The 16,820-nt window shown below is 45.4% G+C and carries 14 protein-coding genes, 1 pseudogene and 1 riboswitch; of the genes and pseudogenes, 9 read left to right on the top strand and 6 right to left on the bottom strand.

What is annotated here, in order from left to right:
- Nucleotides 1–18 precede the first annotated feature (18 nt).
- Entirely contained in the window at nucleotides 19–2,622 is a 2,604-nt protein-coding gene (locus tag ACXAGQ_RS15905; RefSeq protein ID WP_475255142.1) for a glycosyl hydrolase family 18 protein, read from the bottom strand.
- Nucleotides 2,623–2,779: 157 nt separating this feature from the next.
- Nucleotides 2,780–2,862, bottom strand: a riboswitch (cyclic di-GMP riboswitch).
- 720 nt (nucleotides 2,863–3,582) lie between these two features.
- Here ACXAGQ_RS15905 and parM point away from each other — a divergent pair.
- Nucleotides 3,583–4,614 (top strand): plasmid segregation protein ParM domain-containing protein, encoded by a 1,032-nt coding sequence (gene parM, locus ACXAGQ_RS15910; protein WP_475255144.1) that lies wholly within the window; start codon nucleotides 3,583–3,585, stop codon nucleotides 4,612–4,614.
- Nucleotides 4,607–5,329 (top strand): hypothetical protein, encoded by a 723-nt coding sequence (locus tag ACXAGQ_RS15915; RefSeq protein ID WP_475255145.1) that lies wholly within the window; start codon nucleotides 4,607–4,609, stop codon nucleotides 5,327–5,329. The genes parM and ACXAGQ_RS15915 overlap by 8 nt, the downstream gene beginning before the upstream one ends.
- 102 nt (nucleotides 5,330–5,431) lie before the next feature.
- On the opposite strand, the gene ACXAGQ_RS15920 is transcribed toward ACXAGQ_RS15915, so the two are convergent.
- A complete protein-coding gene (locus ACXAGQ_RS15920) occupies nucleotides 5,432–6,823 on the bottom strand; it encodes an MATE family efflux transporter (RefSeq protein ID WP_475255147.1) in 1,392 nt (463 codons plus the stop codon).
- 126 nt (nucleotides 6,824–6,949) lie between these two features.
- Between ACXAGQ_RS15920 and ACXAGQ_RS15925 the strand changes: the two genes are divergently transcribed.
- The 3 genes from ACXAGQ_RS15925 (at nucleotide 6,950) to ACXAGQ_RS15935 (ending at nucleotide 10,449) form a co-directional block, all read left to right on the top strand.
- A complete protein-coding gene (locus ACXAGQ_RS15925) occupies nucleotides 6,950–7,822 on the top strand; it encodes a LysR family transcriptional regulator (protein ID WP_475255148.1) in 873 nt (290 codons plus the stop codon).
- A gap of 118 nt (nucleotides 7,823–7,940) precedes the next feature.
- Nucleotides 7,941–9,926 (top strand): alkaline phosphatase D family protein, encoded by a 1,986-nt coding sequence (locus ACXAGQ_RS15930; RefSeq protein WP_475255150.1) that lies wholly within the window; start codon nucleotides 7,941–7,943, stop codon nucleotides 9,924–9,926.
- 160 nt (nucleotides 9,927–10,086) lie between these two features.
- Nucleotides 10,087–10,449, top strand: coding sequence for a MerR family transcriptional regulator (locus ACXAGQ_RS15935; protein WP_475255151.1), 363 nt, complete (start codon nucleotides 10,087–10,089; stop codon nucleotides 10,447–10,449).
- A 59-nt stretch (nucleotides 10,450–10,508) separates the two neighbouring features.
- On the opposite strand, the gene ACXAGQ_RS15940 is transcribed toward ACXAGQ_RS15935, so the two are convergent.
- Nucleotides 10,509–11,480, bottom strand: coding sequence for an aldo/keto reductase (locus ACXAGQ_RS15940; protein ID WP_475255153.1), 972 nt, complete (start codon nucleotides 11,478–11,480; stop codon nucleotides 10,509–10,511).
- 225 nt (nucleotides 11,481–11,705) lie between these two features.
- On the opposite strand from ACXAGQ_RS15940, the gene ACXAGQ_RS15945 reads away from it, so the two are divergent.
- The 4 genes and pseudogenes from ACXAGQ_RS15945 to ACXAGQ_RS15960 all read left to right on the top strand — a co-directional run.
- On the top strand, nucleotides 11,706–12,305 hold the full coding sequence (locus ACXAGQ_RS15945) for a YceI family protein (protein ID WP_475255154.1): 600 nt from the start codon (nucleotides 11,706–11,708) through the stop codon (nucleotides 12,303–12,305).
- A gap of 147 nt (nucleotides 12,306–12,452) precedes the next feature.
- Nucleotides 12,453–13,070 carry a fumarylacetoacetate hydrolase family protein gene (locus ACXAGQ_RS15950; protein ID WP_475255155.1) on the top strand — a complete coding sequence of 206 codons (618 nt, stop codon included), beginning with the start codon at nucleotides 12,453–12,455 and terminating at the stop codon, nucleotides 13,068–13,070.
- Nucleotides 13,071–13,112: 42 nt separating this feature from the next.
- Nucleotides 13,113–13,328, top strand: coding sequence for a DUF3820 family protein (locus ACXAGQ_RS15955; protein WP_475255157.1), 216 nt, complete (start codon nucleotides 13,113–13,115; stop codon nucleotides 13,326–13,328).
- Nucleotides 13,329–13,367: 39 nt separating this feature from the next.
- A pseudogene (locus ACXAGQ_RS15960) lies at nucleotides 13,368–13,706 on the top strand (GNAT family N-acetyltransferase); the annotation flags it as partial.
- A 59-nt stretch (nucleotides 13,707–13,765) separates the two neighbouring features.
- Here ACXAGQ_RS15960 and ACXAGQ_RS15965 read toward each other — a convergent pair.
- The 3 genes from ACXAGQ_RS15965 to ACXAGQ_RS15975 all read right to left on the bottom strand — a co-directional run bounded on the left by ACXAGQ_RS15965 (nucleotide 13,766) and on the right by ACXAGQ_RS15975 (nucleotide 16,740).
- On the bottom strand, nucleotides 13,766–14,806 hold the full coding sequence (locus ACXAGQ_RS15965; protein ID WP_475250925.1) for an IS481 family transposase: 1,041 nt from the start codon (nucleotides 14,804–14,806) through the stop codon (nucleotides 13,766–13,768).
- A gap of 165 nt (nucleotides 14,807–14,971) precedes the next feature.
- A complete protein-coding gene (locus tag ACXAGQ_RS15970) occupies nucleotides 14,972–15,097 on the bottom strand; it encodes a hypothetical protein (protein WP_475243493.1) in 126 nt (41 codons plus the stop codon).
- Between the two features lie 203 nt (nucleotides 15,098–15,300).
- Nucleotides 15,301–16,740: an MltF family protein gene (locus tag ACXAGQ_RS15975; protein ID WP_475255158.1), complete on the bottom strand. Its 1,440-nt coding sequence runs from the start codon at nucleotides 16,738–16,740 to the stop codon at nucleotides 15,301–15,303.
- Between the last annotated feature and the right edge of the window lie 80 nt (nucleotides 16,741–16,820).

Genomic DNA, 16,820 nt, shown 5'->3' on the forward strand with positions numbered 1-16,820 from the left:
TTTGTCACTTAGCTTTTGTTAGTCACAAGTAACAGCACCGATGTTCTCCCATACTGAAGCAACTCCTGGCTCTTCGCCTTTGGTCCACCATTTGGCTTTCCAACGGTAGTCGTTATGGTTGACCTCATCACCACCGTTGTACGCCACACCCGTGTTCCAACCAAACTCAACATCACTGATCAGTTTCCACTGATCGGCAGTCGCACTTGGCTTGTTGTTTTGTGTCCAGTACTTAGCTTCCCAGACTAGTTGGTCGTGGCTGACTTGGTCACCGGTATTGTAAACAGCACCACCAGACCAAGCAGGGTAGTTGCCAGCATTTGGATCGGTTAAGTCACACTCATTGCCACCTGTATCTTTAGGTGTCACAGTCACTGAGGTTTGCGCCTGTGCATCCAGTGCGCCGTCTGATACCAATACAGACACTGTTGCCTGCAATGTTTCAGTAACGGCAGGAGCAGAAAGGGTGAGTGATGCTGTGCCTTGACCCGAAACTAAGCTAAACCCTTGAGGGATAGTCCAGCTGTAAGTCAACGGGTCACCGTCTGGGTCATCCGCTTGGGCATTGAGGGTGAAGGTATCCTGTGATTCCACAGGAAGCTGGGCGGGTAGCGATACGCTCGGCGGCTGGTTTTCCTGCTCTGCCTTGTTGTTGATGGTTACCGTGTCGCTGTCAGTTAGGCCTTCCTCGTCTGTTACTGTCAGGGTGAAGGAATAGCTGATGTCAATATCGGTAGACGGAACGGCTATCGTTGCCTTTGCTTCGTGTTCCCCAGTAATAGCCAGGGTGTCACCAGCAGTTTGTTTCCAGGCATAACTAATAGCTTGCTGTTCCGGATCGTAGGAGTTTGAGCCATCTAATATGACATCAATTGGCCCTGTAACGGTCTTGTCAACGCCGGCATTGGCATGAGGCGGTTTGTTCTCCGGTGGTGGTGTCACTCCGCCATCACCATGGCCCAGCCCTTCGTGCATGGCATTAAGGACATCGCCATTATCGGCATCAATTTCCCATGAGAACAAGCCGGCTAAGCCATGTTGCTGGACATAGTTGCCCTTGGCTTTAACTGCTCTGGCATTATCGTAAGAGATAAGCTCCCTGGTGGTTGGGTTCCACTTGTAAGAGGCTTCTGCTTGCTCATCGTAACGATCTTCCCAGCCATTGCCTGAATGGTTGTCGGCAATGTCACGGTAATCGAGCACACCAGCCTCCCAGGTGCCATCAATGCCGCCGGTGGCCTGTCCGGTCATCGGGTTATCGCCAGTATAGTTGTGAACGCCTTTCCAGCCTCGTCCATATTTAGGTACGCCTATGACAAGCTTTTTCGGATCGAGCCCTTGTGCTAGGAGGTCATTGACGCCGCGGTCTGTGGTGTGGGTAACCGCAGGGTTATGGCTCGCATCATACAGTCCGGATTGATGGCCTAGGTTGTTCAAATCGAAGGCACCGAACATGTCGTAGTTCATCAGGAAGATGTAGTCCATATATTGCTGGGCGCGGCTGTAATCTACGACTTCGATCTTTTTGACATCGACACCGATGGCAGAAGTCAGCTCATAGGTACGGCCGGTTTCTTTGGACAAGTCATCCAGCATTTCACGCAGCTCTTTCATCAGCGTGACATACAATTCACCGTCTTTTTCTTTGTCACCAAGAGTAGGGTGAGCACCGTTACCGCCCGGGTATTCCCAGTCGATATCTACACCATCGAAGAACTTCCAGGTCTGCAGGAACTCTTTGACTGAGTTAACAAAGGTCCGGCGCTTCGCTTCATCGTGCATGAAGTAGAATGGGTCTGATAGGGTCCAGCCACCAATAGAAGGCAGGAGCTTCAAATCTGGGTAGGCTTGTTTGAGCGCCATCATCTGGCCAAAGTTACCCCGGTACGGATCAGCCCAGTCACTGACGCCTTGTTGGCCTTTTTGAAGTGCAGCCCAAGGGTCATGGATAGCGACTTTGAAATCCTCTCGCCCCGCACAGGCTTTTTGCAATGCTTCGAAGCTGCCAGGGATTTGCTTCAAGCTGTCATTGATGCCATTGCCGCCACAGATTGGGGTGAAACCGTAGATGATGTGAGTGAGGTTTTGGGCTGGGACTTTATCGATAGGGAAGGCGCGGTCATACACACTCCACTCAACAAAATAGCTACCGACAACCTTACCTGATTTATTGGTATAAGGTTTATTGTTCTCTTGCAGAACGGGTACCAACGGCGCTAAGTGGCTACCATCGGTATCGGCGATAGTAAGCTCGACGCTGCCACTTTCGCTGCAGCCATCAGCGTTACACAGTTCAACAGTCATGTCGTAGACACCACCTTTGCTGACATCAAATGTGGCGCTTTTAACGCTGCCACTGCCGGTCCAGACCGTACTGCCATCAAGTTTCACATTGGCCGTCTCTGCAGGGTCGCCGCTCCATGTTTGCCAAGAAACGGTAACGGCGACACTGTCATGTACATCAACCACGATATCTTCGTAGCTGCTGGCATCTCGGTTTAACTCGACAAGAGCGTAGGTGTGCTCACCCCAATCAATGGTTGGTGCGCCGGGTGCGGCAGCATAGCTTATTGAGGACGAGAGTAAGCCGCCAATAAATATGGCTAGATTAGACTTTTTCACAGAATGAACTCCATTTACATATAACGAGTAATGGTTTGTTGAGCGGAATAAATTGAAACTCTATTTAGAAAACGAGACAAAACAGAACCAATCAATAATGTTCACACTCCATTTGTTTTAATAAATACAAGCACAACGAAAGGGAGTAAACTCCACTTGAGGTAGCCCCGCTATCATAGATAAATCATTAGACCGGAAGCTTTGCGTCCTAAACTTTCATTTAGTTTGCCGTTGTCACAAGTACTATTAAATTAGTAGCAAAGCCTCTTATTTTGGTCAAAGAAAAATCTTTTGTTTGGTAGCAAAAAATTGTAGGTATGTGAGCTTGCTTCATGAACTTTAATGGTAAAATTAATTCAATTAAGTGTTTGAATTTAATTGGTTTGGTGATCTGTGTCTAGCAAATTGGTGCGACCAGTTTAACTCCCTGATCGCCATGCACTGCGGCCTATGGTGACAAAAAAATGTCGATATAACTTACTATTTTTTATTGTTATAGATGGCTCGGGCTATATTTTTTAGGTGAATATAGACCAAGGTAATCCATAACACTCAATCTGACACCAATATACTGTTCTTTTATTTAGGTGTTCTATGAAGCAATGGTGTTGAAAGGTATTCAGAAAATGATTTATAAAATTCAAGGACCTAATCTATTTTTATTTTAAATCAATCGCTTACTAATATCATTTGAAATAAGGTGAGGTGAATGAGCAAGAAAGTTAAACGTTAAAATTAAGTACTGTTATTCACTGGTTGTAACTAGGCTGGGTGTTAGCGAGAAATTGCTGTCAAATAAAGCTGATCGACGCACTTTCGAAGAAATTAAATGAATAACTAAGATTATTTTGTTTTTGCTGATTTGCTTCAAATCTCTCGTGCTGCGTTTGCCATTGGACTGCGGTTTATATTTACTTTCGCGTAGACAAATTACTCTCACTGAGAAAAAGCAGGAAAACAATGACGCCACGTAAATTTGCGGTTGATGACGGTTCAACCAACGTTAAAGTAAGTTGGATTGAGCAAGGTGAACTACACACCGTTATCTCGCCTAACTCGTTCCGAAAAAACTGGAAAAGTGCCGCACTGCGAAAAGACAAGAAGATCTTTAACTATACGATTGGCTCAACCAAATATACCTACGACATGACTTCAGACAAGGCGCTGGAAACAACACATGTCGATTATCAATATGATGATTTGAACCTGCTGTCCGTCCACCATGCCTTGTTACAGACAGGTATTGAACCAAGCCCGGTAAAATTGGTGGTCACCTTGCCAATAACGGAATACTACAACGGCGAAGACTGTCAGAAGAACGAAGATAAAATTGCCCGTAAGCGTGACAATTTGATGCGCCAGATCGAGCTTAACAAAGGCGAGTTGTTTGAAATCGTTGATGTTGAGGTGATGCCGGAGAGTTTACCTGCGGTGCTTTCTACCCTGACTATGCAGTCTGTTAGCCAGTTTAATCGTTCTCTGGTGATTGATATCGGTGGTACGACACTGGATATGGGGGTGATTGTTGGTGAGTTTGATGATGTTTCTGCAATCTACGGCAATAATGAAATCGGTGTGTCCATGGTGACGGATGTGGCGCGCAAGTCACTGGCTGTTGCTGACAGTGATTCAAGTTACTTGGTGGCCAATGAGCTTATCAAGCAACGTGATAATTTGGGTTTTGTTCGCGAGGTAGTGAACGACGAGAGCCAGATTTCGGTCATTCTCGACAAAATCGAAACCAAGGTTGAAGAGCTAGGTAAGCAAGTGGCATACGAAGCGAAGAAGTTCGCCAAGAACCCTAACCGTGTCTACCTAGTCGGTGGTGGAGCGAGTTTAATCTATCCGGCCGTGAAAAAAGCCTATGAGACATTGGGTGAGCGAGTCGTGCTGGTGGATGAGCCACAAGAAGCATTGGCCCGCGAGCTTTGTTTGTACCATGCAGACGGCGAGGCTGTGAACATGCCAGAGCAAGAGGCTGTCAATGGTTGATCGTTTGAAGCGGATTAATTATTCGATTTACCTCGACCCGCTCAACAACCCGGCAGATCTTTATGCGAGTAAAGTTCTTCATCAATGGGCTGAAGACTTTTCGCGTTTGAAAGCAGAGTCAGCCGAAGAGAATGGGTTGGCCTTAATCAATGCGCGGAATGTTCAGAAACAAGTCTATCTCAGTGGTTTGTTCTTGTATCTGTTAAACCCTGAACTTTCCCAGCAACTGAGTTTGCAGGTAACAGAAGCGCAGGTGTCAGCGTCAACTTTGGAGGGAATCCTGAAAGGGTTGGGGTTGCTAGCGAAAGAAATCGAGCCAGCAGCAAGCCAACAAGCACAGAATGAAATGCTTCAGGCAATGAAAGCTTCAATTGTCGAACACATTCAAGCTGAAGCAAACCATACCCGCGAGCAGCTATCGTTACAAAGTCAGCAGACGTCGCAGAAGCACCAAGCGTCGCAAAATCACCTTGAGTCACAGGAGCTGCATCCATCACAGGCAGAGCTATTGAAGCGGGTAGAGGAACAGTCGCAACAGATTGCTGAACTAAAGCAATTACTTACAGCCCAAACCGATATGATCCGTAACTTACCTAATGGCAGTGCTGGGGCTCAGCAGGGGCAACCGTTACAAGAGAATAATGAAACGCCGGTTGTTGATCTTAATGAGCGTCTTGCCCATGTGCAGAAGATCAAGAAGAAAGGGATATTCTAGCGATACCTGCCGGCTGCAATTTAAGGTAAAAGAACAAGTAAAAAGTACACGCTTTCTGCGTGTACTTTTTTATTGGGTGCATTTTAACTTCCTATGGCTGCGTTACGCCGTTACCGCGTTGAACGAGATATCGCTACGCTGCTTTTTCTGAATATCTTTCCATACCAAAGGCACAACAATCGCTGCCAGCAGAATGTTCGATAATGGCACCGACAGCCAAACACCATCTACACCAAGCCATTGCGGCAAAAAGTACAGGAATGGCAATTGAACCAGCATGTTACCCGCTGAGATACCGAGCGCCTTTCCGCCTTGGTTAACTGACATGAAGTAAACGGAAGCTAGCGCAATAAAGCCATCTAGGAACATGGCAAACAGATGCAAGCGAAGCCCATTGACTGTTTCAGTCGCAAGGGCAGGGTCGCCGTTGCTGAATAAGCTTACCAAGGTATTAGGGAACAGGTTTAGGAAGATAACTGAGCCTACCCCTGTGAGCACAACGACTTTGCTAGCAAGGATGAGCGTTGCCCGGATTTTCTTGCCATGGCCAGCCCCATAGTAATAACTGACCGGTGGCTGCATACCGCTAGCAATACCTTCCGCAAGTAGGTAGTACATGGTCATTAAGTAGCCAACAATAGCAAATGCCCCGACATGGATGGCACTGCCATAATCCATAAAAAGCTTGTTGTGTACGGCAATGATAAAGCTGAAATAGACATACATAAACAAGCTAGATGTGCCAAGGCTTACTGCATTAGCCGCAATACGGAAGTTAAATCTCAGAGTGCTTAAATTGAGCCTTAGCTTTGAATAGTGCGTAAAAAAATAGCCAACCGCCACGACAGTGATAGATATTTGGGCAATGATTGTTGCAATCGCAGCCCCTTTGAGCCCCATATCCAAATGGGCAATGAAAATGTAATCGAGGATGATATTGATCACTGCACCCGCCATCATCAATGCGGTTGAGAAGTTAGGGCTATCGTCGTTACGGATGAGCATGGGCAGGGCACCTGCGGCGATCGTAAATACTGCGCCCCAAGTGAAGACTTCGATATAGGCGCTGCCCATTGCCAATGGCGTTCCTGTTGCGCCCTGTGCGAGCAATAACGATGGAGCAATCATGGCCAGCAGAGCCATCACCAATAAACCAAAGATCGCGATTAGGCCCAGGCCGGTTGAGAGTGCCTGCTGCGCCTTGGTGTGGTTGCCTTCGCCTTTGTAGATTGAAATAAGGCTGCCTGTACCCATGCCCACAAGTAAGCCGAGGCCAGCAATAAGGCCGATGATTGGCCAGGCCATATTGATACCAGCCAAGCCTTCAAAACCGATGTAGTGGCCAACGAAAATACCATCAATGACTTGATACAGGCCGTTTACCAGCATGGCGGCGACGGACGGTATCGCATATCGCCAGAAAGTTTTACTAATACTTTTGTTATCAATTGTAGTGCTTGGCTGTGGTGACTCTTGAGTGATTTTCTCTTGCATGGGATATCAGGCTTTTGTGACTTTGATATCATTATCGTTATTTTCAAGATTGATTGAAGTTGGTATCCATCCGGTTTTCGGATGGGTTAAAATGAAGAGTCATTGGATTACTGTGGGATGAGCTGCGTGAATTGGACGATAGATCAACTGGAAGCTTTTGTAAGTGCGGTGAAACACGGCTCTTTTTCCGCCGCAGCCAGGCACCTGGGTAAAGCGCAATCACGAGTGAGTACCGCGATTAACAACCTTGAGCTGGACTTGGGGTTTGAGTTGTTTGATCGGAGTGCCCGGTTGCCGGTGTTAACTGCCGCCGGTGAAGAAATGTACATAGAAGCTCAGACGGTACTGGCACAGTGTCAGCGTTTATCGGCCAGAGCCATGACTGTATCCTCAGGTGAGGAGGCGACATTTACTATAGCGATTGATGAAGCAGTGCCGGTTACTGCATTTGAGAGCCTATTTGCTTTGTTGGCAGAGCGCCATCCATTGCTGAAACTGACAATCATTAATGGCTCGCAACAAGATATTTCGCAATGGGTGGAGTCTGAAAAGGCTGATCTTGGAGTACTGTTTCACCAAGATGTTTTGCCTGAGAGCTTGGAATTTACCTCAATAGGCCAATTCAAACATGCCTTGATTGTGTCGAAAGCACACCCTTTGGCAAAAATCCCTGCTCCGAAAATCGCTGATCTAACCCAGCACAGGCAACTCGTGATTCGTGATCGAATGGGAATAGGTAAAGCGAAGCCTATTTCATCAAACTATTGGCATATTGACTCTTATTATCTGATTTCCGCCATGGTGATACGCGGCATAGGCTGGGCGTTAGTTCCTGAGCACGTTGCAAAGGAGATATGGTACGTGGATGAACTGGTGGAGTTGTCGAGTGAAGAAATCCCTGAGCCCCTTTTAGTTGAGATGGGTGTAGTTAAGCGCAGGGACAAAGGAGTCGGCCAAGTGATGAATTGGATGTATGCCGAGTTGGCAGACATTTTTTAGCTGAGGTTCAATTTCTAGTTATCTTTATTAAACAAATTGTTGCTGCTAATGTCGTACCTATAACACACTAAAAAAACAACACCGCGAAACATAAAGAAATAAAGAGTACAGCCAAGCTATGACCGTTGAATCGCCGTTAAACAGAACTCAAATTAACTCTCAGCCATTGCCTCTTATCCTTGCCGGGCCGATTTTACGTAAGGTAACACCCAAGGAGCTGACGTTGTGGTTTGCGGTTTCAAGCCCGCTGGAAGGCACCTTTACTCTCTATCAGCAAGCAGAACAAAAAGAACTGTTTTCTGGCAGCCTCTCTCAGGGAAAGCACATCCAAATTGGGGGGCGAGCTTGGGTATATCAAGTAACTTATCGTGGTGAGTTTCCTGCTGATATCCCGTTAGAGTACCAAATTGAAACACAGGATGGTTTAGTCACTGAACTCATTCCTGATCTACTTTATGGTGGTGAAACACGCCCGGCCTTTATCATTAGAACCCAAGCCGATTATGTGATGCACGGCTCCTGCCGGAACCCGCATTACCCAAGCAAAGACAGCTTAGTGGCCGCCGATGATAAAGTTGCAAGCCAAGAAATTACCGATAGGCCATCACTGCTTATGATGAGCGGTGATCAGATCTATGCCGACCACGTTGCTGGTTCAACCCTTGATAGTATTCATCAAGTTATCTCTCTGCTTGGTTTATATGATGAAGCTTTTGACAAAGCGCCGGTCGCCAATACCAATGAACTGCTATGCCATGCCGATAACTTCTATGGCAGGGATAAACTGCTACCGCAATACCTAGAAGGCGGTGAAGACATCATTGAACGTTTTCCCCGCATCGCTAACTGGCTAAGGCGCAAGTCTCCGGTTTTCAGCTCCCGGGAATCAGGCAACCACTTGATCACCTTGAGTGAGTTTAATGCCATGTACTTGTTGGTGTGGTCGCCAGAGTTGTGGAAGCTGGTTGATAGCTCTCGACTGGAGAAAAATCGATTTCAGTGGCAAGGCACTTCTTTGGAAGGTAGTAATAGCAGTGTAACCAATATTCTGGAAGCCAAATGGCAAAACCTTTGGGCTGATGAAAAAGTCCAGATCGATCAGTTTGTCGAAGGCTTGCCGCAAGTCCGTCGGTTAATGGCGCATATTCCTACCTACATGATTTTTGACGATCACGACATAACAGATGACTGGAACCTAACGGTGGGGTGGGAACAAGCGGCTTACCATAATCACTTTTCTAGGAGGATTATTGGAAATGGCTTGATCAGCTATTGGTTATGCCAGGGATGGGGGAACGCACCTGAGAAATTCGACAAGACATTTCATACCCATGTGGACACCTACTTCAATCACCCTGACAGTGATAGCCAAGACAGCTTGATTGATTTTCTTTACCGCTTTGAACAATGGCATTACACCATTGGCACGGTGCCGAAAATGCTGGTGCTTGATACCCGTACTCGTCGGTGGCGTTCAGAGTCCAAGATGAACAAGCCATCGGGCTTAATGGACTGGGAAGCACTCAGTGAGCTGCAAATGTCCTTGATGAATGAACCCGCAGTGATTTTGGTTTCTGCCGCGCCGATGTTCGGAGTAAAGTTTATTGAATCGCTGCAGCGTGGGATGACATGGCTAGGGCAGCCATTGTTGATCGATGCTGAAAACTGGATGGCGCACCCGGGATCGGCCAATACCTTGATGAGTATTTTTACTCATACTAAGACTCCCACAAACTTTGTGATCCTCTCGGGCGATGTGCATTATTCGTTTGCCTACGACGTTAAACTGCGTTTTAGAAACTGTAGCCCGAATATTTATCAGATCACCTCAAGTGGAATTAAAAACGAGTTTCCTAATGGTTTACTTCGTGTCTGTGATTTCATGGATCGAATACTCTATAGCCCTCGTTCGCCACTCAATTGGCTTACCAAGCGAAAGCGGCTCAAAATCTTCAAGCGTGATCCGGATTTACCCGGAAATCATCGTTTGATAAACCGCAGTGCCATCGGTGAAGTCCGGTTAGATGCGGACGGTAAACCTATCGATATCGCTATCTTGACTGCCGAAGGGGAGAGGGTGAGTTTTCCTCCAATTGGTAAGTAGCCTGATTAGTCAAGATTAATCATTACCACCTAACTGCTAGTGGCCTTGTCTAATTCCAGCGGATATCACCATTTATACTTTTAAATCGATGGATTATATCCATGAAATTTATTGATAATGGGATGGTGGAAACAGGAACGTGAAGTAGTAAGGAAAAATAGTGAGAATACAGGAAGCGGCTAAACAGAGTGGTTTAAGTTGCCACACCTTGAGGTATTATGAGCGTAGTGGTTTGATTTACCCTATCCCGAGGGATTCATCAGGCCACAGGTATTACAGAGAGCATGATATTAAATGGTTGCAGTTTGTTCAGTGTTTAAAAAGTACGGGAATGCCACTTAGGGATATTCAGTTGTATGTTGAAAAGATGACTCATGCTAATAGTAGAGATGATTTATTACTTGATATTCTTATTAGTCATAGAAAAAGGCTTCAAAGTAAATTACTTGAGACCCAGGACTTTCTCTCGCATATAGATTGGAAAATAAGCCATTACCAAGAAATTTTGGTCGATCAAAAGTAGATTATGTTTAGCACTGCAGGCTATTAAAGCCTGCAGTGGAATTTTAATGAATTGCTATGCTATGCAGTTTCTAGTTTGTTTGATTCAAAAAAATTATTTATTTTAGCAATGTCTTCTTTCGTTAGTTTTATCTTTGAAGCGTTAATGAGCTCCATTAACTGTTGAGGTGTACGTGCACCGATAATTGATCCTGTGGTTGCTGGGTGTGAAAGCGTCCAGGCAATGCTGAGTTCACCAACGCTACAGCCTTTGTTTGCAGCTATCTGTTTTAGTAAGTCCACCAAGAGTAGGTTTCTGGTGAAATCTGGCTCATGAAAAAGGTGATTTTTATGGCGCCAGTCCCGTAGATCCAATTGCGCAAACCTTTCCTTAGTCATTGCGCCGGTTAGAAGGCCTGAAGCCATCGTTGAATGATGGATAGTCCCCACGTTATGTTCAGCACACCAAGGCATAACACTATCTTCTATAGTTCGATTCAAGAGTGAATAGGCAGACTGGTTTGATGTGATCGGGGAGATCTCGTTTAGCGTCTCCATTTGCTCGGCTGAAAAGTTTGATACACCAATATGGCGTACTTTTCCCTGTTTCTTCAAATCTGCCAATGTTTGCCAAGCTTCTGTGATATCTGCCTCTGGTAGCGGCCAGTGTATTTGGTAGAGATCAATTGCCTCGACATCGAGCCGACGAAGGCTATCTTCAACTTCCTTGATGACGGACTCACTCGAAATTCTATTGAATAGCTCGGTTTCACCAGGCTTCCAACACAAACCACATTTGGTAAATATGTATGGCTTACTGCCGGTTTGTTTTAATGCTTTGCTAATGACCTTTTCTGCATTCCCTAAGCCGTACGCTGGTGCGGTATCAATCCAGTTTATTCCATTGTCTAGCGCCGCGTGGATGGTGTTTATTGAATCTTGTGTTGATTGTTTTCCCCATCCCCACTCACCGATATCGCCACCAATAGCCCAGCTTCCAATACCTAGTCGGCTGATTTTCAAATCGGAATTACCAAGTGTTTTTGTATCCATTCTCATATCCTGTATCTTTGCTGCAAAAATAAAAACTGATAGCCTCAGGAATACAGGTTTGAGTAGGCTTTAAGTCAAGGCTTAAATCGATAAACCCCAATGGGCAGTAGCACTTTTAGAACCATATCGCATTTAAAAAATTGAACGGCTTCTTTCCGGCTTGCTATGAACTAGCCTATATTTTCTAAGAAATATTCAAAGAAATAACAAGAGAAGGGGAAGTCAATGGCGGTAAATAGGAAGAAGCATTTAATGGTGGGGGCTTTATCTACTGCCTTAATGCTAGGGGCTAGTAGTGCATGGGCGGGATGGAAGTTAGATAGTACTCAATCTTCTGTCGGGTTCTCTTCGGTTAAAAACGATAGCGTGATGGAGCAACACGGCTTTCGCAACTTGAGTGGCGCTATTTCTGATAGTGGTGACGTATCGTTGTCGATTGACTTAACAAGTGTAGATACCAAGATCCAGATCCGTGATGAGCGAATGAAGAAAGAGCTCTTTAATACCGAAGAGTACCCGCTTACTACGGTTGAAGCTAAAGTGGATAGCGACGCGATCAGCGGTTTGAGTGCCGGGCAAACACTGGTGCAAGATGTTGAGTTTAAGCTCGACCTGCATGGCAAGGAAGAAGCGCTGAATGCCAAAGTTCAAGTGACAGGGCTAGACGGTGGCGGCTTGTTGGTTTCGACAATTAGCCCGGTAGAAGTGCAGGCAGGCTCCTTTGGTCTTGATGCAGGAGTCGGTAAGCTCAAAGATATCGCGAAACTAAACTCGATTCTGCTAACTGTTCCTGTTAATGCAAACTTGGTTTTTGTGGCTGAATAGGCAAACAAATCAATCTTGGTACATTATGCCTAGTAGGTTATACCTAAAACCAATACCCATATTATAAGTTTTTTCAAAGCCGATCATTGTCGGCTTTTTTTATCGGTGTTATTTTGCTAAATCAAGGACATGTTGAAAGGGATTGAAATGAAAACAGTTAGCGTCGAGAAACAAGCTGTGATGCCAAATAAAGTGGTGTGTGTAGGCCGAAATTACGTGGCCCACATTCATGAACTAGGCAATGAAATCCCTGATGAGATGGTACTTTTCACTAAACCTAATTCGGCGATCTCTGAAGTGCTGTTATCCTCCCACCGGAGTGATCAGCTTCACTATGAGGCTGAGCTTTCTTTTTTATTTCGCAATGGCCGTTTTGATGCCGTAGCTGTTGGGTTAGATCTCACCAAGCGAGGTGTACAAAGCAAGCTAAAGGAGAAAGGGCTGCCTTGGGAGCGAAGTAAAGCGTTTGATGGATCAGTATTGTTTAGTGATTTTGTTTCATTGCCTTCAGATGCTCTGGGAGAACTAGGCTTGCGTCTGTATATTGATGGTGAGTTGATCCAGGCAGGAAATATCTCTCTGATGATTTATTCGCCTGATGTCATTTTGCAAGAAGTCCAAACTTTCATGACGCTTAATGATGGTGATATTGTGATGACAGGTACACCGTCTGGTGTTGGTAAAGTACAAGCCGGGAGCCAGTTTGAGGCTCAGGTAACGGCGGGTGAAGAGGTTATCGTTGCAACGCAATGGCTAGCCAAGTAAAACGTTGAAATACCTGCACCATACCAAAAGAGAAAGCTACGCGTGTTTGATAAAGAAAAAATTGTAAAGTTAGCAAATGTGAAGATGCCGTTTGGTAAGTATGCAGGCAGGGTCATTATTGATTTGCCTGAAGAGTACTTGCTGTGGTTTCAGAAAAAAGGCTTTCCTGAAGGTGAATTGGGCTTACTAATGGCATTAGCCCTTGAGATGAAAATTGAAGGGCTGGAGAGCGTCATACGTCCATTGAGACGAAATTAATCGTTAATAAAGCAGAAAGGAATTTTGTGGAAATATTTATCAGACACTGTTGCCCAGTTGTTTGATAACCCTGAAAACTACACGCTGGTTGCTGAAGTGGATGGAGGGGGCGTTGGCCACGTTACACTGTTTTTGACTAACAAAGTCAGGGATAGGGCGATACCTTATGGAGCAAGCTGTTGAGCAGGCTGACAACTGGTTGAATTTGATCAGGTTAGAACTGGAAGTCCATGTTGATAATGAAGCGGCATGCGCGCTGTATAAAAAGTGGGATTTGAAACCGAAGGAATAAAACGATTGAGTATATTCAAAGCAGGTAAGTATATCGATATGGTGCTGATGTCGCGGATCAGGCCGGATCATGCCTCTATATGCTAATATGTACTAATTCAGACCCGATCTGACAGTTACCCACTTTCGACTTGGTGCCTGTCAGATTATATCTGGGCTAGATTCTTTTCGGCCCAGATTGATTTCCCATCCTCTAATGTTTCTATGGGCGTTCTGCCACAGCACATTTTTCCTTGATGGGTACGATGATTGTTGTAGTAGTCCACCCATTCGTCCAGATCTTTCTGCAACTCATCCATTGAGCCATACAGTTTCTTTCTGAACGTCACTTGGTAGAACTCATTCAATATGGTCTTGTGGAAGCGCTCGCAGATCCCGTTTGTCTGTGGCGACATGGCTTTAGTTTTAGTGTGATCGATATCATTGATGGCTAAGTAAAGTTGGTAGTCATGTTGCTCAACTCGACCGCAGTATTCAGTACCCCGGTCAGTCAAGATTCGCAGCATTGGCAACTCGTGAGTCTCGAAGAACGGTAGAACCTTGTCATTCAACATATCTGCTGCGGTGATAGGTGTTTTTGTCGTATAGAGCTTAGCGAAAGCAACTTTGCTATAGGTATCAACGAACGTCTGCTGATAGATGCGTCCAACACCTTTCAGATTGCCAACATAGAACGTGTCTTGAGAGCCGAGATAACCTGGGTGTGCAGTTTCTATCTCACCACAGGCCTCATCATCATGCTTCTTGCGCTCAAGGGCAGCGACTTGCTCGTCCGTTAGGATTATACCGTCCTCTGCGACCTGTTTTTCCAGTGCGATAAGACGTTTCTTGAAGTTTTCTAGGTCATTGCGGAGCCAGATTGAGCGTACGCCACTTGGAGAGATAAACACGCCTAGTTTACGCAGTTCATTGCTTGTTCTGACTTGTCCATGCGCAGGGAAGTCGATGGCGTATTTGAGCACAGCCTGCTCAGTCTCACTATCGACACGATTCTTTAAGTTTGGTGTTCTGCGGCTTTGATTAATCAGAGCATCGATACCACCTGTTTCTACCAACTCTTGATAACGATAGAAAGTGTCTCTTGAGACACCCATGACTTTACAAGCTTTTGATACATTACCGAGTTCTTCTGCAAGATTGAGAAGCCCAGCTTTGTGTTTGATGATTGGATTGCTAGTATGAAGCATGAGAGTTACCTCTTATTGTCTTTGATTACGGATTCAGCACCTTTAATCAAAGTGGGTAACTCTCTTCATTTCAATTGAAGTGTCAGATCTAGTCGGAACTAATACAGCTAATACAAAAAGAGCGAGTCACAGATTCGCTCTTTTTGATCACTGCAGCATAGAGAGCTAGAGCACAATAATGTCATTGGCAAGCTCGTCTTCATCATCATTTAAGTTCAGGCTATCTGGGCAGTTTGCCAGTAGCTCTTCATCTGTCGGTACGACAATTGTTGTATTGTTCAGTAAATCCATAGTTACACACCTTGTATAGCGCTATGGCAGAGGCCCATAGCCAGTTTATCCTCAAGAGGACTTTCCATTACTTATTGTTGTACTGGCAAGAGTAGGGACGTTAAATGACAGATTGATGAAAGCGAGACACTGATCTCACCATCAAGCCCGACTTGCTATTTTTTGGATGAATTTTAAGCAGGGAGATAGCTGAACGAAATAGTCTAACGAGATAGCTTAAAGCGCAATCGGTTTTGGCTAGCCATCCGTTGTCCAGCGGCATTCTGTAAAGAAAAGATTTGCTTGTAGATAGTGAAGTATCTGTTGATGTTCCCTACATAGGTGATCGGCTCCATGCCGACTTCCTCTTTAACAATCACTTCGACATTGTTGAACCATTTGGTCGGATCGTAGCCGCGCTCTTCAGCAACTTTTCTTAGTCGCCTTATCCGGTTTGGCCCGGCATTGTAGCTCGCAAGGGCAAAGTAGAGCTGGTTGAGTTCGTCAGTGTCGTCATCCGTTACGTATCGTTCGCGGATGAAATCCATATATTTCACTCCGGCATGGATATTGTTTTCAATGTTCTGGATATTGCGAATGTTGATGTAAGGTTCACTGGCCGTTTGTGGTAGCACCTGCATGATGCCGATGGCACCGGCATGCGAGCGTTTGGACTGATCAAAGCCTGACTCCTGGTAAGCTTGAGCAGCGATGATTAACCAGTTGATATCGTACATATTACCGTAGCGGATAAACCTATCTTCCAATTCTTGAAATTTTTCAATATTGTCTGGGCTCATCACTTTCTGGAACCACTGTTTGCTGTTGAGGTAGCGGTTGAACAAGACATTGCCATTTAGCGTCCCGCGGCGGTTGTTTTCCACAAACTCATCGACTAATGCTTTAAATTCAGGGCTATTTTTGCGAAAACTCCAGCCAATAGCCCCATTTTTACGGATTGGGTATTCATAGTGGATCTGTAAATCGTCGGTAACGAGATCCCAAAACTCGGCTTTGTGTGAATCCATTACAGTCATCGGAATAATACCTTCCTGAACCATCTGCAACATCTCAAAGTCTTGAAGTGTTTCTTCTAGAAAATGGACGAACATTGGCTCTTTGCCAAGCTTTTCAAGCCGTTGGTTTATGCGGCGGATACTTTGGTAGTAGCTAGAACTGGCTCGAAGCCAGACACTCTTTTTCGACAGTTGCTTAATATTTGTGATTGGGCTGCGGGTAGAGTGGGTGATGAACAGTTCCTGGATATCAGAGAGAATCGGGCGGCTAAAGTCCACTTGCTTCATTCGCCTTGGTGTAATGGTCAGGTTGGCTGTGACAAGATCACCTATGCCGGCATTCAGCGCAGGGAGAAGTTGATCTCGGTTGACAGGGATGATTTGGATACGAATTTTTTTCTGGGTTTTCTCAGTGACAAATTTTTCAAATAGCAGCAGCATCTCAGAAATGAGACCTTTGGGTTGACCTCTGTCTAGGTAGTAAAACCCCAGATCTGCGGCCACGAGAACTCTGATCACTCGCTCCTCTTCCATAACAGGAAGATCACCGGTGTATCTTTCGTATTTCTGCGGGGTGATTTGGAATGCGCCGCAGACGGAAGACAACAGTACGCCAATCATGAACAAGAAAGGCAATGCGGTTCGCATAGGCAATACTCTTCACAATAATGCTTTTGAGTATAGAGGGCGTGAAGGTAACCGACAAAATGCTGCCGTGATGAGCGCTA

Source organism: Photobacterium sp. ABD4_091 (assembly GCF_056160145.1).

What these genes read in the sequence shown, in the direction of transcription:
- ACXAGQ_RS15940 (WP_475255153.1), bottom strand. Translation starts at nt 11,480, where the DNA reads ATGGATACAAAAACACTTGGTAATTCCGATTTGAAAATCAGCCGACTA.
- ACXAGQ_RS15930 (WP_475255150.1), top strand. Translation starts at nt 7,941, where the DNA reads ATGACCGTTGAATCGCCGTTAAACAGAACTCAAATTAACTCTCAGCCA.
- ACXAGQ_RS15915 (WP_475255145.1), top strand. Translation starts at nt 4,607, where the DNA reads ATGGTTGATCGTTTGAAGCGGATTAATTATTCGATTTACCTCGACCCG.
- ACXAGQ_RS15945 (WP_475255154.1), top strand. Translation starts at nt 11,706, where the DNA reads ATGGCGGTAAATAGGAAGAAGCATTTAATGGTGGGGGCTTTATCTACT.
- ACXAGQ_RS15950 (WP_475255155.1), top strand. Translation starts at nt 12,453, where the DNA reads ATGAAAACAGTTAGCGTCGAGAAACAAGCTGTGATGCCAAATAAAGTG.
- ACXAGQ_RS15920 (WP_475255147.1), bottom strand. Translation starts at nt 6,823, where the DNA reads ATGCAAGAGAAAATCACTCAAGAGTCACCACAGCCAAGCACTACAATT.
- ACXAGQ_RS15970 (WP_475243493.1), bottom strand. Translation starts at nt 15,097, where the DNA reads ATGGATTTACTGAACAATACAACAATTGTCGTACCGACAGATGAAGAG.
- ACXAGQ_RS15965 (WP_475250925.1), bottom strand. Translation starts at nt 14,806, where the DNA reads ATGCTTCATACTAGCAATCCAATCATCAAACACAAAGCTGGGCTTCTC.
- parM (WP_475255144.1), top strand. Translation starts at nt 3,583, where the DNA reads ATGACGCCACGTAAATTTGCGGTTGATGACGGTTCAACCAACGTTAAA.
- ACXAGQ_RS15975 (WP_475255158.1), bottom strand. Translation starts at nt 16,740, where the DNA reads ATGCGAACCGCATTGCCTTTCTTGTTCATGATTGGCGTACTGTTGTCT.